Below are 20993 nucleotides of genomic sequence, written 5' to 3'. Positions count from 1 at the left end.
AAAACCGCTACAAAGAAGCACAACATCAAGTAATCGAACGAACGACTTATTACAATGTTAAATAATAAATGAAAAAAGAGGCTTCCCACAAGTTTGTTCAACTTAAGAGAAGCCTTCGTTAAAAACTTCATGTTAACAACCCGCTCTATTCTTACATAAAATCCCTATATATTAAGGGATTGGAGCGCGTATTATATCATTCTACCAATGCATTGCCTAGTTATATGTATTTTTATGACCTTATGTAAAATGAAGCGGGGAATTTCCTAAAGGTGATTTAATATGATCACTTTTACTTCTCTATATTCAATTATACAGCTTTCAACATCAAAAAAGTCTCCTTCTGGGCGGCCATGGTGCGAGCTAACCAATGCAATGTATGAATTTTCAAATCAAAAAACTCATCTACATTACAAAAGACAGAAAAAAGAAGCTTCTCAAAAGTTCGGAGAACTAATGAAAAGCCTCTAATTTTTCTATGTGGTATCAAAATGGCACCAAAATGAGTGCGACTTACGGTTAAACCCTTGATTAATAAGGGTTTAAATCCGTAATTACATCATTCCGCCCATTCCACCCATGCCGCCCATATCTGGCATTCCGCCGCCTGAGCCGCCTTCTTCTGGTTTGTCAGCAACGACTGCTTCAGTTGTTAGAAGCATTGCTGCAACAGAAGCTGCGTTTTGAAGTGCAGAGCGAGTTACTTTTGTTGGGTCAACGATTCCTTTTTCGATCATGTTTACCCATTCGTTTGTTGCTGCGTTGAAGCCTACGCCAATTTCTTCGTTTTTCAAGCGCTCAACGATGACTGATCCTTCAAGACCTGCGTTGTGAGCGATTTGGCGGATTGGCTCTTCAAGAGAACGTAGAACGATGTTTACACCTGTTTGAACGTCACCATCTGCTTCGATTGAAGCGACTTTTTTGTATACATTCACAAGTGCTGTACCACCACCGGATACGATACCTTCTTCAACTGCTGCACGAGTTGAGTTGAGTGCATCCTCGATGCGTAGTTTACGCTCTTTTAGTTCTGTTTCAGTTGCAGCACCAACTTTGATGACAGCGACGCCACCAGCTAGTTTAGCAAGACGTTCTTGTAATTTTTCTTTATCGAATTCAGAAGTTGTTTCTTCAACTTGCGCACGGATTTGGTTGACGCGTGCTGCGATTTGAGCAGAATCTCCTGAACCTTCTACGATCGTTGTGTTTTCTTTAGTCACAACGACTTTAGACGCGCGGCCAAGCTGACCTATTTCAGTTGATTTCAGGTCAAGTCCTAGATCTTCTGTGATTAACTCTCCGCCAGTTAGAACAGAGATGTCTTCAAGCATTGCTTTACGACGATCACCGAATCCAGGTGCTTTTACTGCTACTGCGTTGAATGTACCACGAAGTTTGTTCACAACAAGTGTTGCAAGTGCTTCGCCTTCTACATCTTCAGCAATGAGCAACAATGGTTTTCCTTGTTGTACAACTTGCTCAAGTACAGGAAGGATTTCTTGAATGTTTGTGATTTTTTTATCAGTGATTAAGATGTAAGGATTTTCAAGAACTGCTTCCATCTTATCAGAATCTGTCACCATGTATGGTGATGCATATCCGCGGTCAAACTGCATTCCTTCAACCACTTCAAGCTCAGTTGTGAACCCTTTAGATTCTTCGATTGTGATCACGCCGTCGTTACCTACACGCTCCATTGCTTCAGCGATTAGGCTTCCCACTTCTTCATCTGCTGCAGAAATAGACGCAACTTGAGCAATTGATTCTTCGCCTTCGATTGGTTTAGAAATCTCGTGCAAACCTTCAAGTGCTACTTTTACTGCTTCTTCGATCCCTTTACGAACGCCAACAGGGTTTGCACCAGCTGTTACGTTTTTAAGACCTTCACGGATCATCGCTTGAGCTAGAACTGTTGCAGTCGTTGTACCGTCACCAGCTACATCGTTTGTTTTGCTTGCAACTTCAGCCACAAGTTTTGCACCCATGTTTTCAAATGCATCTTCTAATTCGATTTCTTTTGCGATCGTTACACCATCATTTGTGATAAGTGGAGAACCGAATTTTTTCTCAAGAACCACGTTACGTCCTTTAGGTCCTAAAGTTACTTTTACAGCATCTGCAAGTGCATCTACACCACGTAGCATCGCGCGACGTGCTTCTTCACTGAACTTAATATCTTTTGCCATAATAACGAAACCTCCTCAGTCTTTTTAAAAATGTATCTCAATGTTTTTTATGTGATTAACCAATAACAGCTAAAATGTCGCTCTCACGAAGAATTAAATATTCTTTGCCTTCATATTTCACTTCAGTGCCTGCATATTTTGAGAAGATAATGCGGTCGCCTGTGTTTACTTCTAACGCAACGCGCTCACCACTTTCAAGTACACGACCTGAACCTGCTGCAACAATTTTACCTTCTTGCGGTTTTTCTTTTGCAGAATCCGGTAACACAATACCGCTAGCGGTTTTTTCCTCAGATTCAACGAGTTCAATGATTACGCGATCGCCTAATGGCTTTAACATAAGAAACAACCTCCTCAATTTTTATATGTAGTCTTTTTTTAGCACTCATCACCAGTGAGTGCTAACACATTTATTATAATAAAGAATGTCTTCTGCAATTTCAAGTAAAAACCTTTAAAAATTTTTACGCTTTCATGATCTTTTTTCATCTCAGATTCTTTCCTTTTCATCGAAAAAGAAGACTTGTGTTACAATAAATCTAGTTCTTTTAGTAAAGGGGTTTTCGTTACTTGAAAAAACAATATTGGTACATCATCTTAACGTATATATTGGTGCAGTTTTCTGCGTTTCCGTATGTATTCATCATGAAGTGGTTAGGTTACATTCAGACACCGATGACACAAGCAGAGCTCTCTAAATTGTCAGGTACATGGACAATTATCAGCTTCTGTGTCGGATTAATCATTATTCTGCTCATTCTTCGGACTGTGCCAAAAGCTTCACTTCGAAATGAGGCACCGGCTTCAGTCGGCGCGGCAATCGCTTGGATCATTGGTGGTTTCTTTCTTTCCCTCTTTGCACAATCGATTGCAGGAGCGATTGAACAATATGCATTTGGCATTGGCCGTGAATCCGAAAATACTCAAAACATTTTAGCCATAATGGATGCAGTTCCATGGCTTGTGATCGTCATCGCCCTGATTGGACCGATATTAGAGGAAATCATTTTTCGAAAAATCATTTTTGGTGTGATTTATGAAAAAACAAATTTCTTCATTGGAGCGCTTGTCAGTTCAGTCGTATTCGCAGCTGTACACAACGATTTTGCTCATATCTTACTTTATACCGCAATGGGCTTTACCTTTGCCTTTTTATATGCGAAAACAAAACGAATCATTGTTCCAATCGTTGCTCATATGCTGATGAACTCACTCGTTATTCTTGTGCAGATTGAGCCAGTAAGAAAAATGATTGAAGAACAATCTCAAACAATGCAAATGATTATTGGAGGCTTTTTCTCATGAGAAACCCTGTTGTATGGGGCATCATTTATTTTGCCGTAGGTGTGGCTTTCACCTATATGGCCATTCAAAATCCAGGTGACATGTGGTCATTTTACAGCATTTTGCTGATGGTGTTTGCGGCCTATAATATTAATATCGCGCTTAAAATGTTTGCCTTCTCTGTCAAACTCAAAAAACAGCAGCAAAAATAAATCAAAAACCATTTTCCGCACTTGGAAAATGGTTTTTTTATGGAGGACAAGTTTTCATGGAACAAGAAAAACTGAACATCTTAAATGAGCAGCATGAAACGATTGGAGTCGCTGCCCGATCAGATATCCATGCCCAAGGCCTTTGGCATGAAACCTTTCATTTTTGGCTTCTCAAAAAGGAACATGACACCATCTATCTCTATTTTCAGCTAAGAAGTCCCGCAAAAAAGGATTTCCCTTCTCTTTTTGATATCACCGCAGCAGGTCATCTTCTTGCAAATGAACAGCCTTCTGACGGTATGAGAGAGGTAGAAGAAGAGATCGGTCTTACTATACCTTTTGAGGATTTGACCTTTGCAGGAGTTATACAGGATGAAATCCATCTACCCGATTTGACTGATCGTGAATGTTGCCATGTCTATCTTTACGTCCATCAAGAAGAGCAGATGAACATTCAATTACAAAAGGAAGAAGTCGCTGGACTTTACAGAGCAAAGCTAATGGATGCACAGCAGCTTTTCACTAGAAAATATGAAAACATGCAGCTGGAGGGCTTTGAAATTGATGAAGCCGGAGAACGACGTGAGGAAAGCAGAGTAGTCTGTATACAAGATTTTGTCCCGCATGAGCCTTCCTATTATCAGCATCTATTTCAAGCGATCAATCAATTCCTTTCATAATAGAAAAAGCATCGTGACCCTTATTTGGATCACGATGCTTTTTTATGTGACATCATAACTTTCTTTCTCCTCTGTTTGCTGCATTTTGCGATAGGTCACTCTCGAAATGACGATACTCACTTCGTATAAAACGAGCATCGGCAAGGTAACCATGAGGTGAGAAACAAGCTCTGGCGGTGTAATGAGTGCGGCAATGACAAGGAGGACAAAGTAGGCATACTTCCGTATTTTTGATAAAATCATCGGTGTGATGATGCCAAGTCTTGTGAGAAACATCAACACAACGGGCATCTGAAACAAAAAGCCAAATGGAAGTGTTAACTGCATCAGAAATGTAAAATACTCATGAATCCCAATGACTTGCTCTACATTTAAATCATTCGACATTCGCATCATAAAATCAACGACAAACGGAAACAAAATAAAATAAGAGAAAGCCACACCGCTCAAAAATAAAAGCAGTGCAATCGGAATATAAGCAAGTGTCACCTTTCTTTCTTTTTCATATAAGCCGGGGCTCACAAACGCCCAAAGCTGATATAAAATCACGGGACACGTCAAAACCAAAGCGATGACAAATGCGAACTGCATAAACACGTACAGCGGATCTGTGAGCTTAAATGCATTCAGTGTCAGTGTGGCCGCTTCATCGGTATTTTGTAAATACACAATGACCGGCTTAGCAAGAAAAAAACCAGCCACCATAAAGGCGACAAAAAACATCGCAATGATCACTAAACGTTTTCGCAGTTCCACAATATGCTCCATAAGCGGCATATCTTTGACATTCATGAAGCTCATCCTATTCTACTGATCTTCTTTTTTCTTTTTTTCTTCCTGATCATCAGCTAAACCTTTTGTGGCATTTTTGAATTCACGTAATGTATCTCCTGCTGCTCTTCCTAATTCAGGAAGCTTTTTCGGCCCAAAAATAATGAGCGCAACAATCGCAATTAGAACCAAACTTCCAGGACCGATCGGACCCATTTGCTCCACCCCCTTTACCCCTTTTCGTCAATCCTCCTGTGTAACAGAGTAATGCTTTAAGAAATACACAAGTGACTGAAGTTCAACCGCCAAATCTATATGATGAATTCGAATGTGTTCCGGCACATTCAATCGAGCCGGCGTAAAATTAAGGATTCCTTTGATGCCAAGGGCAATCAAACGATCTGTAATGGGTTGAGCTGCTACGGCAGGTACTGTCAAAATGGCAACAGGAATATCTCCTACCTCTTGAACATGCTCTTCAAGCTTATCCAAATCATAGACAGGCACGCCGCCTATCTCACTTCCTATTTTACTCTCATTGACGTCAAAAGCCATTGAAATTTTTGTATTATTGTTTTTGATGAAATTATAGTGTAAAAATGCAGTCCCTAAATTCCCGACACCGATGAGCATGACATTGGTCATTTCATCTTGGTCAAGTGTCTTTCTGAAGAAGGTCAAAAGGTAATCGACATTATAGCCATACCCCTTCTTCCCAAGTGCACCAAAGTACGAAAAATCTCGGCGAATGGTAGCTGAATCCACTTTGACTGCATCACTAAGCTCTGCTGATGACACCCTTTGTTTTCCTGATGCATGCAGATTTTTTAAAAAACGGTAATATAGCGGCAAACGTTTGGCTGTCGCTTGTGGAATTTTTGACTGATCTATATTCATATAAGGTCCTCCAACTTAAATATCAGATGCTCTGTGAAAATCACCGTTTTTCCCGCCTGTCTTTTCAATTAAATAGGTAGGACCGATGATCATGCCTTTATCAATCGCTTTGCACATGTCGTAAACAGTCAGTGCACATACTGAAGCAGAAGTGAGCGCTTCCATCTCCACACCCGTACTTCCTTTTGTTTTCACTTGTACTTGTATGTTCAGAATGTGCGCATTTCCGTCTTCCTCCCAATCAAAGGAGATATCCACACCTTTTAGTGCAAGCGGATGACACATTGGAATGATGGTAGATGTTTGCTTTGCTGCCATGATGCCAGCAACCTGTGCAACAGACAGCACATCGCCTTTTCCAATTTCACGTTGCTCTATTTTATGAAACACTTCTTTTATCATACGAACACTTGAAACAGCAACGGCGGTTCTCACGGTAGACGATTTGTCACTAATGTCGACCATCTTTGCTCTTCCTTGTTCGTTAAAGTGGCTAAATTGACTCATCTTTTCAACGCTCCCTCACTCAAATGATACACTATTTTTTCCTATCTGTCTTTCATTTGAATATGGCGATTGTATGTAACATTTGCTGGTTTACTGCTGATAAGCTACACTTAACATATTATAGCAGAGGTGAAGTTACATGATGATTCTACAAGTGAATCAGCTGTCCAAATCGTTTGGTGCTGATACCGTTTTAACGAATATAAAATTGGAAGTCAAAGCAAGGGATCGGATTGCCATTGTAGGTCGTAACGGCGCAGGCAAATCCACCCTTTTGAAAATCATTGCCGGTCAATTGTCTTACGAGCAAGGTGAGATCATCAAACCGAAAGACCTATCGATCGGCTATTTAGCACAGCATACCGATGTGACGTCTACACGTACGTTAAAAGACGAATTATTATCGGTTTTTGATCATTTGAAAAGGATGGAACAAGAGATGAGAACCATCGAGGAGAAAATGGCTTCCTCTACAGGTTCTGAGCTAGATTCCCTCATGAAAACCTATGACAGGCTACAGCAGGAATTTAAAGACCAAGGCGGCTATCAATACGAAGCAGACGTCCGCTCCATTCTTCATGGGCTCGGCTTTAGTCACTTTGAAGATGGGACAACCGTTCAATCCTTAAGCGGCGGCCAGAAAACCCGTCTAGCGCTTGGAAAGCTCTTATTAATGAAACCAGAACTCTTAATTCTGGACGAGCCGACCAACCATTTAGATATTGATACCTTATCATGGCTGGAGCAGTATTTGCAAAATTATACAGGCGCCATTCTGATCGTGTCCCATGACCGCTACTTCTTAGACAAAGTGGTGAACCATGTTTATGAAGTCTCAAGAACTGCCATGAAAAAGTTTGCAGGCAACTATAGTAAGTATCTTGATCTGAAAGCTGAGCAGCTAGAGCGCGATATGAAGCTTTACGAAAAGCAGCAAGAAGAAATCTCAAAGCTTCAGGATTTCGTAGATCGCAACCTAGCAAGAGCCTCAACCACAAAGCGCGCTCAGAGCAGACGCAAGCAGCTGGAACGGATGGATCGTATAGATAAGCCATTAGGTGATGAAAAATCTGCAAACTTTCATTTTGATATTACGAGACAAAGCGGCAATGATGTGCTGAAGGTACATGATCTCGACATTCGTTATGATGAAAAAACACCGCTCCTATCCTCTCTTTCTTTTCAGATCAAACGAGAGGATAGCGTGGCACTCATTGGTCCTAATGGGATCGGGAAATCAACCCTTTTAAAAACGTTAACGAACACAATAAAGCCTGTAAAAGGCGACATCACCTTTGGATCTCATGTCACAATCGGCTACTATGACCAAGAACAAGCCAAACTGACATCCTCCAAAAAAGTGCTGAATGAGCTTTGGGATGACTATCCTCATATGAATGAAAAAGAAATTCGAACATGTTTAGGGAACTTCCTCTTTTCCGGTGACGACGTCTTAAAGCCCGTTCATGCATTAAGCGGTGGAGAAAAAGCGCGCCTTGCCCTGGCAAAGCTGATGCTCCAAAAAGCCAATTTCCTGATACTTGATGAGCCTACGAACCATTTAGACTTAGATAGTAAGGAAATTTTAGAAAATGCACTGATTGATTACCCAGGAACCATCTTATTTGTCTCACATGACCGTTATTTTATCAACCGTCTGGCAACGAAAGTATTCGAACTGTCGCCTACAGAAACAAAAGAGTATCTCGGTGATTATGACTACTACCTTGAAAAGAAAAATGAACAATTAGAGCTTGAAGCGATTCAAGAAAATGAAGCGCTGAAAAAACAAGCAGCCAAGCCAGTTGAAACGGCAAAGCTTTCTTATGCGGAAGAAAAAGAACTGAAAAAGAAAGAGAGACAAAAGCAGCGCAGAATCGAGGAAATTGAAGAACGGATTGCTGTCATTGAAGCGAAGCTTGGTGAAAATGAAGAGCTTCTATGTGATCCTGCTATTTTTCAAGATCACGAGAAGGTCCAAAACATTCAAACAGAAAACGATACACTTCATCAAGAGCTGGAATCCCTTTTCGCAGAGTGGGAAGAGCTATCCGAATCGTAAAGAGTGCCCTAATGGGTGCTCTTTTTTCTTTTAGTGAAAATTTCTTATCCACATTAATATCCACAATAACTTCTTTATTATTCTTTTAAAAATCGGACTTATCCACTTTATCCACAGAGATTTAATCACATATCCACATAAAAGAACGTATTTGTGCAGATCCACTTCATTTTAAAACGAAATTTTCTAACAATTGTGGATATATCACGTTTACTTGTGAATAAATCGCTTTCATTAAAAATGAAAAAAACCTGTGTATCCACAGGAGTTTTCATTCATATGAGACAAGCGGTAAGCCCGGCTGGCCATTCATCGCCATATCGCCTCTTATACCTTTTTCAAACGCAATGGTTCCAGCAGCAGCGATCATGGCTGCATTGTCTGTACAAAGAGATAATGGTGGAATAATGACCTTCACGTCAGGAAGCTTCGTGAATGCTATCGTTAAGGCTTCTCTCAGTCCTTTATTGGCAGCGACTCCACCAGCTAGGACAACTTGCTTGACGCCATAGGCCTCTGCCGCTTTTAATGTTTTCCCAACAAGCACCTCAATGACACTTGCTTGAAAACTTGCTGCCAAATTCTCTGGAGCAATTGTTTCTCCTTTTTGAGATGCATTGTGTAGTGTGTTAATAACAGCTGATTTTAATCCACTAAAGCTAAAGTGATAAGAACCTTCTTCAAGCCATGCACGTGGAAGCTTAATCGTTGGCTCTCCTTCATGTGCTAACCGATCAATATGAGGTCCGCCTGGATACGGGAGACCCATCGTCCGGGCCACTTTATCGTAAGCTTCTCCAGCCGCATCATCTAATGTTTCTCCGATAACCTCAAAAGACCCGTGCTCTTTCATTAGTACAAGCTCAGTATGTCCACCAGAGACGACAAGAGCCAAACATGGAAACTGCAATTCATCTACAAGTTGGTTTGCATAAATATGCCCCGCGATATGATGTACACCAACAAGAGGAATTTGATGAGCAAAGCTCAGTGCCTTGGCTGCATTGACACCGATCAGAAGAGCACCGACTAAGCCCGGTCCTTCTGTGACAGCAATGGCATCTAAATCCTGAAAGCTCATATTGGCCTGTGCCATTACTTCTTCTAACACGATGGTGACTTGCTCCACGTGATGCCTTGAAGCAATTTCTGGGACAACTCCGCCAAATCGTTTATGGCTTTCTATTTGCGATGCGACAACATTCGCTACAATTTCTTTCCCATTTTTCACAATAGATGCCGCTGTTTCATCACAGCTGGTCTCTATACCTAATATAAATCGATCTGTTTGTTCACTCATTTATATTCACCCACATGACCAATGCATCTTCCCCATTATCCGTATAATAATTCTTTCGAATAGAAGCTGGTCTGAAACCAAGCTTTTCATAAAGGGATTGTGCGGGTGTATTTGAAACCCGCACCTCTAAAGAAAGATGATCTGTCTTTTTTTCTTTACAAAATTCCATGACATATCGCAGCAATGCTTCCCCGTAACCCTTTCCTCTATGCTCAGGGAGAATCGCAATGTTCGTAATTTGTGCATCGTCCATGACGATCCAGACCCCGCAATACCCAACAGGCTGCTCATCTTCTTCAATGAGAAAATAATGGCTGTACTGGTTATGAAGAATCTCATAGACAAATGATTCTTTTTTCCAAGGGGCAGTAAACGAATGCACTTCAATCGTATACACCTCTGGAATGTCCGCTACTGTCATTTTTCGAATCTCTGTTATGTTGAGATTATTTTTGTCCTTCAAGCCATTTCACTTCCGCTTCTGCCAAACGAATATAGTTAGGAACAAGCTGATGGACGTCTTCAGCAGGACGATCTGCCCCTAAAAACGCAAGCATTGAAGGTCTTGGGTTATGAAAAGCTCCCTCCGCTATCACAGCCGTTTCTCCTAAAATGGAGCCAATGCTTTCTTCATGAAGATGCACATCCTGTCCAAGGAATAGGACAGGCTTTCCTGTCTGCTTCAGCTCATGAAGCCAATCCGTGAGCAAGATATTTTGGTCTGGTTTGATCTCTTTGATTTTTCCTTCTTTAAACGTATATAGCCCAGTATAAACTTGTCCTCTTCTCGCATCGAATAGTGGCGAGATCCATCCATCAAAGTATTGACCATTTGCCGCAAGTGTTTCTAAACTCGAAACAGCCGATATCGGGATAGACAGCGTCCATGCGAGTGTTTTGGCAATGGTCACACCAATTCGGACCCCAGTGTAGGAACCAGGTCCTTTTGCTACAACAATTTTACTTAGTTCACTTGGGGCTACACCACATTCTTTCATCAATGCCTCAACAGTCGGCATCGCTCGGACGGAATGGTTCTTTTTTAAATACGTAATGCTCTCGCCAATCACTGTGGAATCTTTGACAAGGGCAATTCCTAGTGTATGGTTTGACGTATCAATTGCCAGTATGGTCAAATTCTTTCATCTCCTTACAAAGGGTCTCATAGCGTTCCCCTTTTGCACTAAACGTGAGATGACGTTCTTCTTCACGTTCTGTTCTTAGCATTTCTATTTTCAAGTAGGAGGAAGGCAATTGAGGTCCAATGAGATGTGCCCACTCAACCAAGCATACACCTTCGCCCTCAAAATATTCTTCGAGCCCGATATCTTCTTCCGCATCTTCCATGCGGTACACATCCATATGATAAAGTGGCAGTCTGCCATCGGTATATTCTTTAATAATCGTAAAGGTAGGGCTGTTGACGATACGGGTAATCCCTAAGCCTCCTGCAAAACCTTTTGAAAAAGTCGTTTTGCCTGCGCCTAAATCTCCTTCTAATGTCAAAACATCGCCTGGCATCACAAGTTTGGCCAATGCAGCGGCAATTCGTTTCGTCTCATCCGCACCTTTTGTCGTCCACGTTAATTTCACAGTTGATGTCACCTCATTTCTTAAAATGATTATATCCTTTTTTCATTAACATTGTTTGCTGTTTATTGTCTTTTAATAGAACGCTTGCTGCTTGATCACCTTTGACTTGTCCAATGCGTTTGACTTGAATGTCTTTTTTTCTACATTGCATTTCAAAGCTATCCCAATCAGCCTCTGAAATTGTACCAGTTAATACAAAGTCTTCCCCGCCAAATAACACCCATTCCAGCCAGTCTTTACGCAGCACTGGTAAATTTGGATGTACAGGGAGCTTGTTTGCTTCTATCTCTATCGTCACACGACTCGCTTCGGCTATCTCATTCAGCTCACTCGCTAATCCATCACTCACATCATTCAAGGTGACCCGCGGGAAGCTTGAGCAAATGAGGCCAGCAGCAATGTGGGGCTGAGGCTTTTTATGACGCTCAAGAAAAAAGGCTGTGTCGACTGCCTTGGGAGGGGCTACTTCGTTCATTAAAAGTGATAAGCCAGCAGCTGATGAACCAAGCTCACCTGTGACAAAGACGACGTCTCCTGTCTGAGCACTGTGACGATAACAAGCTTTTCCATTTGGTACCTCGCCAATGACCGTCACTGTAATGACAAAGTCACTGCGAGTGGCAACCGTATCTCCACCAATCAAATCCATATGATAAGTATCAGCCAATGCTCTCATTCCCTCGTAAAGAGCTGAAACGATCGTCTCATCACCATGAGGCGGGATCGCAATTGATACAAGATAATACTTTGGGGTTCCTCCCATTGCGGCGATATCACTGACATTGACCGCTAGTGCTTTAAAGCCAATCTCAAAAGGTGTGGAAAAATCAAAGCGAAAATGAACATGCTCCACCATTGTATCAACACAAACGACCTCTTCACAATGTGAATGAGGTTGATAAACACTTGCATCATCTCCGATACCCATAACCAAAGAACGCTGATGTGTTTCTTTTGGTGTAATTCGGCGAATAAGATCAAATTCATCCATAAAAAGACAGCCCCTTCATGCAATCAATTGATTGAATAGACACGATGTCAGACATAATTAGTATTAGTGTAAGCCAATATGAGTTTCAGTTTCAATTAAAAATGATATAAAGAAAGCCTGGTATGAAAAAACCAGGCTGGGTTGAAGTGATCTATCTTTTCTTTTTACATAACGTGTAACCAAACACAAAGCCATTCAATGTATATTGGATACGTATGAAAAGAAAAAGACATAAAAAAAAACGAAACTATACGTTTTCGTTTACAAGTCATAAAAATGGCGGTCCGGACGGGACTCGAACCCGCGACCTCCTGCGTGACAGGCAGGCATTCTAACCAACTGAACTACCGGACCATTTTGGTTGCGGGGGCAGGATTTGAACCTGCGACCTTCGGGTTATGAGCCCGACGAGCTACCGAACTGCTCCACCCCGCGACGATATAAATATAACAAGCTTGGCGGCGTCCTACTCTCACAGGGGGAGACCCCCAACTACCATCGGCGCTGAAGAGCTTAACTTCCGTGTTCGGTATGGGAACGGGTGTGACCTCTTCGCTATCGCCACCAAACCTGATGGAGAGAATGTTCTCTCAAAACTAGATAACAATGTTCAAACTTCACATTAGAATATAGGTTAAGTCCTCGATCTATTAGTATCTGTCAGCTCCACGTGTCACCACGCTTCCACCTCAGACCTATCAACCTGATCATCTTTCAGGGATCTTACTTCCTTGCGGAATGGGAAATCTCATCTTGAGGGGGGCTTCATGCTTAGATGCTTTCAGCACTTATCCCGTCCGCACATAGCTACCCAGCGATGCCCTTGGCAGAACAACTGGTACACCAGCGGTGCGTCCATCCCGGTCCTCTCGTACTAAGGACAGCTCCTCTCAAATTTCCTGCGCCCGCGACGGATAGGGACCGAACTGTCTCACGACGTTCTGAACCCAGCTCGCGTACCGCTTTAATGGGCGAACAGCCCAACCCTTGGGACCGACTACAGCCCCAGGATGCGATGAGCCGACATCGAGGTGCCAAACCTCCCCGTCGATGTGGACTCTTGGGGGAGATAAGCCTGTTATCCCCGGGGTAGCTTTTATCCGTTGAGCGATGGCCCTTCCATGCGGAACCACCGGATCACTAAGCCCGACTTTCGTCCCTGCTCGACTTGTAGGTCTCGCAGTCAAGCTCCCTTGTGCCTTTACACTCTGCGAATGATTTCCAACCATTCTGAGGGAACCTTTGGGCGCCTCCGTTACATTTTAGGAGGCGACCGCCCCAGTCAAACTGCCCACCTGACACTGTCTCCCTGCCCGATAAGGGCAGCGGGTTAGAAGGTCAATACAGCCAGGGTAGTATCCCACCGATGCCTCCACCGAAGCTAGCGCTCCGGTTTCCAAGGCTCCTACCTATCCTGTACAAGCTGTACCAACATTCAATATCAGGCTGCAGTAAAGCTCCACGGGGTCTTTCCGTCCTGTCGCGGGTAACCTGCATCTTCACAGGTACTATAATTTCACCGAGTCTCTCGTTGAGACAGTGCCCAGATCGTTGCGCCTTTCGTGCGGGTCGGAACTTACCCGACAAGGAATTTCGCTACCTTAGGACCGTTATAGTTACGGCCGCCGTTTACTGGGGCTTCAATTCGCACCTTCGCTTACGCTAAGCGCTCCTCTTAACCTTCCAGCACCGGGCAGGCGTCAGCCCCTATACTTCGCCTTACGGCTTCGCAGAGACCTGTGTTTTTGCTAAACAGTCGCCTGGGCCTATTCACTGCGGCTTCTCGGGGCTTTAACACCCTAAGAAGCACCCCTTCTCCCGAAGTTACGGGGTCATTTTGCCGAGTTCCTTAACGAGAGTTCTCTCGATCACCTTAGGATTCTCTCCTCGCCTACCTGTGTCGGTTTGCGGTACGGGCACCTCTCACCTCGCTAGAGGCTTTTCTTGGCAGTGTGGAATCAGGAACTTCGCTACTAAATTTCGCTCGCCATCACAGCTCAGCCTTTACGGGAAACGGATTTGCCTATTTCCCAGCCTAACTGCTTGGACGCGGATATCCAATACCGCGCTTACCCTATCCTCCTGCGTCCCCCCATTGCTCAAATGGTGAGGAGGTGGTACAGGAATATCAACCTGTTGTCCATCGCCTACGCCTTTCGGCCTCGGCTTAGGTCCCGACTAACCCTGAGCGGACGAGCCTTCCTCAGGAAACCTTAGGCATTCGGTGGACGGGATTCTCACCCGTCTTTCGCTACTCATACCGGCATTCTCACTTCTAAGCGCTCCACCAGTCCTTCCGGTCTGACTTCACAGCACTTAGAACGCTCTCCTACCACTGTTCGTAAGAACAGTCCGCAGCTTCGGTGATACGTTTAGCCCCGGTACATTTTCGGCGCAGAGTCACTCGACCAGTGAGCTATTACGCACTCTTTAAATGGTGGCTGCTTCTAAGCCAACATCCTGGTTGTCTAAGCAACTCCACATCCTTTTCCACTTAACGTATACTTTGGGACCTTAGCTGGCGGTCTGGGCTGTTTCCCTTTCGACTACGGATCTTATCACTCGCAGTCTGACTCCCAAGGATAAGTCATCGGCATTCGGAGTTTGACTGAATTCGGTAACCCGGTAGGGGCCCCTAGTCCAATCAGTGCTCTACCTCCGAGACTCTTACCTTGAGGCTAGCCCTAAAGCTATTTCGGAGAGAACCAGCTATCTCCAGGTTCGATTGGCATTTCACCCCTACCCACACCTCATCCCCGCACTTTTCAACGTGCGTGGGTTCGGGCCTCCATTCAGTGTTACCTGAACTTCACCCTGGACATGGGTAGATCACCTGGTTTCGGGTCTACGACCACGTACTCATGCGCCCTATTCAGACTCGCTTTCGCTGCGGCTCCGCATCTTCTGCTTAACCTTGCACGGGATCGTAACTCGCCGGTTCATTCTACAAAAGGCACGCCATCACCCTTTAACGGGCTCTGACTACTTGTAGGCACACGGTTTCAGGATCTATTTCACTCCCCTTCCGGGGTGCTTTTCACCTTTCCCTCACGGTACTGGTTCACTATCGGTCACTAGGGAGTATTTAGCCTTGGGAGATGGTCCTCCCGGATTCCGACGGAATTTCACGTGTTCCGCCGTACTCAGGATCCACTCTGGAGAGAACAACATTTCAGTTACAGGGCTGTTACCTTCTTTGGCGGGCCTTTCCAGACCTCTTCGCTTATATCGTTCCTTTGTAACTCCGTATAGAGTGTCCTACAACCCCAAGAGGCAAGCCTCTTGGTTTGGGCTGTTCCCGTTTCGCTCGCCGCTACTCAGGGAATCGCATTTGCTTTCTCTTCCTCCGGGTACTTAGATGTTTCAGTTCCCCGGGTATGCCTTCTCATACTCTATGTATTCAAGTATGGATACTACTCCATTACGAGCAGTGGGTTTCCCCATTCGGAAATCTCCGGATCAAAGCTTGCTTACAGCTCCCCGAAGCATATCGGTGTTCGTCCCGTCCTTCATCGGCTCCTAGTGCCAAGGCATCCACCGTGCGCCCTTTCTAACTTAACCATTTCTTACTTTAGAAAGAATCACTATGTGTGATGAACTTTGCATTGCATTCAATGTGAATGTATTACTTATTGTTATCTAGTTTTCAAAGAACAATCCTGTCTCGCTAGAGACATGTCTTGAAGGAATGATCCTTCAAAACTAAACAAGACGAAAACGCACGCTGCTCCATATATCCTTAGAAAGGAGGTGATCCAGCCGCACCTTCCGATACGGCTACCTTGTTACGACTTCACCCCAATCATCTGCCCCACCTTCGGCGGCTGGCTCCATAAAGGTTACCTCACCGACTTCGGGTGTTGCAAACTCTCGTGGTGTGACGGGCGGTGTGTACAAGGCCCGGGAACGTATTCACCGCGGCATGCTGATCCGCGATTACTAGCGATTCCAGCTTCACGCAGTCGAGTTGCAGACTGCGATCCGAACTGAGAACAGATTTATGGGATTGGCTAAACCTTGCGGTCTCGCAGCCCTTTGTTCTGTCCATTGTAGCACGTGTGTAGCCCAGGTCATAAGGGGCATGATGATTTGACGTCATCCCCACCTTCCTCCGGTTTGTCACCGGCAGTCACCTTAGAGTGCCCAACTAAATGCTGGCAACTAAGATCAAGGGTTGCGCTCGTTGCGGGACTTAACCCAACATCTCACGACACGAGCTGACGACAACCATGCACCACCTGTCACTCTGTCCCCGAAGGGAAAGCCCTATCTCTAGGGTTGTCAGAGGATGTCAAGACCTGGTAAGGTTCTTCGCGTTGCTTCGAATTAAACCACATGCTCCACCGCTTGTGCGGGCCCCCGTCAATTCCTTTGAGTTTCAGTCTTGCGACCGTACTCCCCAGGCGGAGTGCTTAATGCGTTAGCTGCAGCACTAAGGGGCGGAAACCCCCTAACACTTAGCACTCATCGTTTACGGCGTGGACTACCAGGGTATCTAATCCTGTTCGCTCCCCACGCTTTCGCTCCTCAGCGTCAGTTACAGACCAGAGAGTCGCCTTCGCCACTGGTGTTCCTCCACATCTCTACGCATTTCACCGCTACACGTGGAATTCCACTCTCCTCTTCTGCACTCAAGTTTCCCAGTTTCCAATGACCCTCCCCGGTTGAGCCGGGGGCTTTCACATCAGACTTAAGAAACCGCCTGCGAGCCCTTTACGCCCAATAATTCCGGACAACGCTTGCCACCTACGTATTACCGCGGCTGCTGGCACGTAGTTAGCCGTGGCTTTCTGGTTAGGTACCGTCAAGGTGCGAGCAGTTACTCTCGCACTTGTTCTTCCCTAACAACAGAGCTTTACGATCCGAAAACCTTCATCACTCACGCGGCGTTGCTCCGTCAGACTTTCGTCCATTGCGGAAGATTCCCTACTGCTGCCTCCCGTAGGAGTCTGGGCCGTGTCTCAGTCCCAGTGTGGCCGATCACCCTCTCAGGTCGGCTACGCATCGTCGCCTTGGTGAGCCATTACCCCACCAACTAGCTAATGCGCCGCGGGTCCATCTGTAAGTGACAGCCGAAACCGTCTTTCATCCTTGAACCATGCGGTTCAAGGAACTATCCGGTATTAGCTCCGGTTTCCCGGAGTTATCCCAGTCTTACAGGCAGGTTACCCACGTGTTACTCACCCGTCCGCCGCTAACATCCGGGAGCAAGCTCCCTTCTGTCCGCTCGACTTGCATGTATTAGGCACGCCGCCAGCGTTCGTCCTGAGCCAGGATCAAACTCTCCGAGGTATGCAGGATGCATATCACACATGCGTTGCTACACGATGTAGCGAACTTAGTATGTGATCATTTCCTGCCTCGTCAGCGTTTGACTGACTACCTATGATATAACATAGGATTTTTTATAAAAACTCGAATTAACAGGTACGTTTTGTCTTGTTTAGTTTTCAAAGATCATATTTCAAAAAATGGAGCGGGTGATGAGAATCGAACTCACGACATCAGCTTGGAAGGCTGAGGTTTTACCACTAAACTACACCCGCGTGGTTTGTATTGGCGCGCCCGAGAGGAGTCGAACCCCTAACCTTTTGATCCGTAGTCAAACGCTCTATCCAATTGAGCTACGGGCGCTTAATCAGGCGACTTAATTATCTTAACATATCGTTTTTATCAAGTCAATATCTTTTTGAGATTTGTTTGTCGCATGTGTTTGAATGTCTTTGTTTCAAATACGTCATCAGCGACGAATAAAAATATACCATGGATCACATAAAAGGGTCAATACATTTTTCTAAAAAAATTTCATGTTTTTTAAGAAGTCGTTTTTTCTTAGATAAATAGAAATGCAATAGCCCTATTTTCTTCCCTTTCTTCATAATTCCAATGATTCTTAAATAAAATCTTTCTAAATCCAAAGGAGGACAAAACATGGTCACATAGAATTTTTATTTATTGGAAAATTCTTAAAATTTTCCAAGCATTTAAAGGGGGTAGGAGATGATGAAAAAGTTCGTCGCTTTTCAAATCATGATCGCTTTGGTGATAGGAGCTCTTATCGGCCATTTCTTTCCTGACTTCGGGATGGCTCTCAGGCCAATTGGAGATGGATTCATCAGGTTGATTAAAATGATTGTTGTTCCTATCGTTTTCTCTACCATTGTTATTGGTGCAGCCGGCAGTGGTGGTATGAAGAAAATGGGAAGCCTAGGATTAAAGACGATCATTTGGTTTGAGGTCATCACAACCATCGTTCTAGGAATTGGTCTATTGCTGGCTAATGTTCTAAAGCCTGGCGTTGGCCTTGATTTCTCTAAATTAGCTAAGAAAGATATTGGTGAATTAGACGGCTATACGCAGAAAGTCGTCGACTTTAAACAAATGGTACTCGATATCATTCCAACGAATATCGTCGATGTCATGGCTCAAAATGATTTACTAGCTGTCATTTTCTTCGCCATATTATTTGGTGTAGCGGCTAGCGGTATCGGTAAGGCATCCGCTCCTGTTCTCAACTTCTTTGAATCAGTGGCACAAATTATGTTTAAGCTAACGCAGATGGTCATGGTGACAGCACCTATTGGAGTGCTTGCATTAATGGCTGCTTCCGTTGGTCAATATGGCATTGTGTTATTAATTCCAATGATGAAGCTTGTTGGGACTGTATTTTTAGGTTTATTCATTATTCTCTTTGCTTTGTTCCCTCTGGTCGCACTGATCTTCCGTTTTAACTACTTCGAAGTTTTAAAAATGATTTGGGATTTGTTCTTGGTTGCCTTCTCTACTACAAGTACAGAAACCGTCCTTCCTCAGCTTATGTCACGAATGGAGAAATACGGCTGTCCGAAAAGAATTGTCTCCTTTGTCATTCCATCTGGTCTTTCTCTCAATTGTGATGGGTCCAGTTTATATTTATCGGTTTCCTGTGTGTTTCTTGCACAAGCGTTTGGTGTCGACATGAGTTTGTCACAGCAGCTTTTGATGATGCTTGTTCTTGTGTTAACGAGTAAAGGGATTGCAGCGGTGCCATCCGGTTCACTCGTCGTCCTTTTGGCGACCGCCCATGCAGTAGGTCTTCCAGCAGAAGGCGTCGCCATTATCGCCGGTGTCGATCGAATTATGGATATGGCACGAACAGGTGTGAATGTTCCAGGTCATGCCGTTGCATGTATTGTCGTATCGAAATGGGAGAAAGTATTCCGCGAGTCTGCTTGGGAAGTTCCAAAAGCAGGTGAAGAAACAAAAGGAATGTAGTGTTATATGAAGGAAAGGGCTTCCCCTTTCCTTCAGCGTGTAGACAAACCCTCGCATTCGTTGTCAGTCCTGCGCTCCGGTGCTCACGAATGTCAAATTCGCTCCGCTCCAGTACTCGTCCTTCCTAGACTTCAAAGGTTTTCTATCACGCTGAAAAGAAAACAAAAGGAAAGGGCTTCCCCTTTCCTTTTCTTATGATAAAAATGCTTGCTTTAGGACCGCTTTGCCTTGAGGTTGCAGCTGCACTTCTGCATATGCGCCATTAATCAGCGTCATTTGCGGCGGGACATGCCCACAATCTATATCGTAAAAAATGGGGATTTGTAATTCCTTTTGTAATTCTTCATATACATCATGATACTGATACCCTTCCACAGGCACATCTACTGCACTTCGCCCAAACATAATACCTGAACAATGGTCAAACCATCCTGCTAGTTTCAATTGAACAAGCGATCTCTTCATACTTGCAGCGTTTAATTCACAGTTTTCAAAGTACCAGAGAATTGGTTCATCTTTTAAGAATGTTTTTTGAAAAGCTTTGACATCTCCAAAAGGCGTCCCAGCTAAGTGGCGTATGACATCAATACAGCCGCCCATTAGCCTCCCCTTTACCATCTTTTCTTGTCGATCAACCGTATGCCATGCGGTCGGTTCTGTTAAATGAAAAACATGTTCAATCGGATTGTCATACTGCCATTCCTTTTGATACATAGATGAAGAATATTGGCTGATGTCCATTTCCCCTTTTGTTGAAAGTACTTCTTCCCACATGACAGTCGTTTGATCAAGCTCTTCTCCCTGAAGATCTACTAGGTTCGGTCCATGCGCAGTGGCAATGCCTGTTTTTAAAGTTAACGCCAGCAGAAGCGCACTCGTATCCGAGTAACCAAGAATCCACTTTTTTTGCATCGATGAGAAATCAAGGTGCTCTAACACCTCCATCAGAAGCTGCCCTCCCCATGGCGGGATGATGTGATCAATCTCATCACAGGTCATCATGTACTGAAGCTCCTTTGCTCGTTCTACGGCAGGAGCTGATTTTGCCTTTTCCTGGTGCCATACCGTATCTCCACATATGACATCATAGCCTCTTTTTTTCATTCGCTCGCATGAGAGCTGAAACATGTCATGCAAAGATGGCTGTACACCTGAGGAAGGTGCTGTGACGCCAATTGTTTGTCCTTTTTGTAATTGTGGAAATTGTATCATCCTATTTCCCTCCATCCTCTCTCAATCTCTCATTTATAAAG

Annotated in this window: 17 protein-coding genes, 4 tRNA genes and 3 rRNA genes; 5 read left to right on the top strand and 19 right to left on the bottom strand. The window is 44.2% G+C overall.

Annotated features, from left to right (window positions below; translation table 11 throughout):
- Window positions 1-554 precede the first annotated feature (554 nt).
- Together groL and groES are read right to left on the bottom strand one after the other, a co-directional pair.
- Window positions 555-2189: a chaperonin GroEL gene (gene groL / locus NSS78_RS03050; protein ID WP_342468284.1), complete on the bottom strand. Its 1635-nt coding sequence runs from the start codon at window positions 2187-2189 to the stop codon at window positions 555-557.
- Between the two features lie 55 nt (window positions 2190-2244).
- A complete protein-coding gene (gene groES, locus NSS78_RS03045; RefSeq protein WP_003214120.1) occupies window positions 2245-2529 on the bottom strand; it encodes a co-chaperone GroES in 285 nt (94 codons plus the stop codon).
- Window positions 2530-2759: 230 nt separating this feature from the next.
- Between groES and NSS78_RS03040 the strand changes: the two genes are divergently transcribed.
- From NSS78_RS03040 to NSS78_RS03030, 3 genes are read left to right on the top strand one after another with little or no spacing between them, the layout of a single operon-like run.
- Window positions 2760-3494 carry a CPBP family intramembrane glutamic endopeptidase gene (locus NSS78_RS03040; RefSeq protein WP_050945674.1) on the top strand — a complete coding sequence of 245 codons (735 nt, stop codon included), beginning with the start codon at window positions 2760-2762 and terminating at the stop codon, window positions 3492-3494.
- On the top strand, window positions 3491-3685 hold the full coding sequence (locus NSS78_RS03035) for a YdiK family protein (protein ID WP_003213897.1): 195 nt from the start codon (window positions 3491-3493) through the stop codon (window positions 3683-3685). Before NSS78_RS03040 ends, NSS78_RS03035 begins: the two co-directional genes overlap by 4 nt.
- 56 nt (window positions 3686-3741) lie before the next feature.
- A complete protein-coding gene (locus NSS78_RS03030) occupies window positions 3742-4365 on the top strand; it encodes an NUDIX domain-containing protein (RefSeq protein WP_050945673.1) in 624 nt (207 codons plus the stop codon).
- Window positions 4366-4407: 42 nt separating this feature from the next.
- On the opposite strand, the gene tatC is transcribed toward NSS78_RS03030, so the two are convergent.
- The 4 genes from tatC to moaC are packed head-to-tail and all read right to left on the bottom strand — an operon-like array spanning window position 4408 to window position 6540.
- Window positions 4408-5166, bottom strand: a complete 759-nt coding sequence (gene tatC, locus NSS78_RS03025; RefSeq protein ID WP_106918411.1) for a twin-arginine translocase subunit TatC — start codon at window positions 5164-5166, stop codon at window positions 4408-4410.
- Between the two features lie 6 nt (window positions 5167-5172).
- Entirely contained in the window at window positions 5173-5352 is a 180-nt protein-coding gene (locus NSS78_RS03020) for a twin-arginine translocase TatA/TatE family subunit (RefSeq protein WP_003214302.1), read from the bottom strand.
- Between the two features lie 27 nt (window positions 5353-5379).
- The gene (locus NSS78_RS03015; protein WP_003214118.1) at window positions 5380-6033 is read right to left on the bottom strand and encodes a redox-sensing transcriptional repressor Rex; all 654 of its coding nucleotides are present in this window, start codon (window positions 6031-6033) and stop codon (window positions 5380-5382) included.
- Between the two features lie 15 nt (window positions 6034-6048).
- Window positions 6049-6540, bottom strand: coding sequence for a cyclic pyranopterin monophosphate synthase MoaC (gene moaC, locus NSS78_RS03010; protein WP_025092758.1), 492 nt, complete (start codon window positions 6538-6540; stop codon window positions 6049-6051).
- 139 nt (window positions 6541-6679) lie between these two features.
- Between moaC and NSS78_RS03005 the strand changes: the two genes are divergently transcribed.
- Window positions 6680-8602 carry an ABC-F family ATP-binding cassette domain-containing protein gene (locus NSS78_RS03005; RefSeq protein WP_050945671.1) on the top strand — a complete coding sequence of 641 codons (1923 nt, stop codon included), beginning with the start codon at window positions 6680-6682 and terminating at the stop codon, window positions 8600-8602.
- 271 nt (window positions 8603-8873) lie between these two features.
- Here NSS78_RS03005 and tsaD read toward each other — a convergent pair whose 3' ends face one another.
- From tsaD to NSS78_RS02945, 12 genes are all read right to left on the bottom strand, one after another.
- Entirely contained in the window at window positions 8874-9902 is a 1029-nt protein-coding gene (gene tsaD, locus NSS78_RS03000) for a tRNA (adenosine(37)-N6)-threonylcarbamoyltransferase complex transferase subunit TsaD (protein WP_050945670.1), read from the bottom strand.
- A complete protein-coding gene (gene rimI, locus NSS78_RS02995) occupies window positions 9895-10323 on the bottom strand; it encodes a ribosomal protein S18-alanine N-acetyltransferase (RefSeq protein WP_003214231.1) in 429 nt (142 codons plus the stop codon). Before rimI ends, tsaD begins: the two co-directional genes overlap by 8 nt.
- 25 nt (window positions 10324-10348) lie before the next feature.
- Window positions 10349-11038 carry a tRNA (adenosine(37)-N6)-threonylcarbamoyltransferase complex dimerization subunit type 1 TsaB gene (gene tsaB / locus NSS78_RS02990; RefSeq protein ID WP_050945669.1) on the bottom strand — a complete coding sequence of 230 codons (690 nt, stop codon included), beginning with the start codon at window positions 11036-11038 and terminating at the stop codon, window positions 10349-10351.
- Window positions 11019-11495 (bottom strand): tRNA (adenosine(37)-N6)-threonylcarbamoyltransferase complex ATPase subunit type 1 TsaE, encoded by a 477-nt coding sequence (gene tsaE / locus NSS78_RS02985; protein ID WP_003214433.1) that lies wholly within the window; start codon window positions 11493-11495, stop codon window positions 11019-11021. Before tsaE ends, tsaB begins: the two co-directional genes overlap by 20 nt.
- A gap of 13 nt (window positions 11496-11508) precedes the next feature.
- Entirely contained in the window at window positions 11509-12486 is a 978-nt protein-coding gene (gene thiL / locus NSS78_RS02980; RefSeq protein ID WP_212046619.1) for a thiamine-phosphate kinase, read from the bottom strand.
- Window positions 12487-12763: 277 nt separating this feature from the next.
- Window positions 12764-12840, bottom strand: a tRNA-Asp gene (locus NSS78_RS02975).
- Between the two features lie 4 nt (window positions 12841-12844).
- Window positions 12845-12921, bottom strand: a tRNA-Met gene (locus tag NSS78_RS02970).
- A gap of 18 nt (window positions 12922-12939) precedes the next feature.
- Window positions 12940-13055, bottom strand: a 5S ribosomal RNA gene (gene rrf, locus NSS78_RS02965).
- Window positions 13056-13116: 61 nt separating this feature from the next.
- Window positions 13117-16047: ribosomal RNA gene (locus NSS78_RS02960) — 23S ribosomal RNA — on the bottom strand.
- A gap of 182 nt (window positions 16048-16229) precedes the next feature.
- A 16S ribosomal RNA gene (locus tag NSS78_RS02955) occupies window positions 16230-17778 on the bottom strand.
- Together the 16S, 23S and 5S rRNA genes with 4 tRNA genes alongside form the textbook arrangement of a ribosomal RNA operon.
- A 180-nt stretch (window positions 17779-17958) precedes the next feature.
- Window positions 17959-18032: transfer RNA gene (locus NSS78_RS02950), tRNA-Gly, on the bottom strand.
- Between the two features lie 11 nt (window positions 18033-18043).
- A tRNA-Arg gene (locus tag NSS78_RS02945) sits at window positions 18044-18120 on the bottom strand.
- Between the two features lie 369 nt (window positions 18121-18489).
- Between NSS78_RS02945 and gltP the strand changes: the two genes are divergently transcribed.
- Complete coding sequence (gene gltP / locus NSS78_RS02940; RefSeq protein ID WP_034620243.1) at window positions 18490-19740, top strand: glutamate-aspartate/proton symporter GltP; 1251 nt, start codon at window positions 18490-18492, stop codon at window positions 19738-19740.
- Between the two features lie 192 nt (window positions 19741-19932).
- Here gltP and NSS78_RS02935 read toward each other — a convergent pair whose 3' ends face one another.
- A complete protein-coding gene (locus NSS78_RS02935; protein WP_050945662.1) occupies window positions 19933-20952 on the bottom strand; it encodes a S66 peptidase family protein in 1020 nt (339 codons plus the stop codon).
- Window positions 20953-20993 lie beyond the last annotated feature (41 nt).

This window comes from Bacillus sp. FSL W8-0920 (assembly GCF_038593215.1).
Classification (GTDB): Bacteria; Bacillota; Bacilli; order Bacillales; family Bacillaceae; genus Bacillus; species Bacillus pumilus.
The sequence above is the reverse complement of the archived record's forward strand: the minus strand, read 5'-3'. Positions and strand labels throughout refer to the sequence as shown.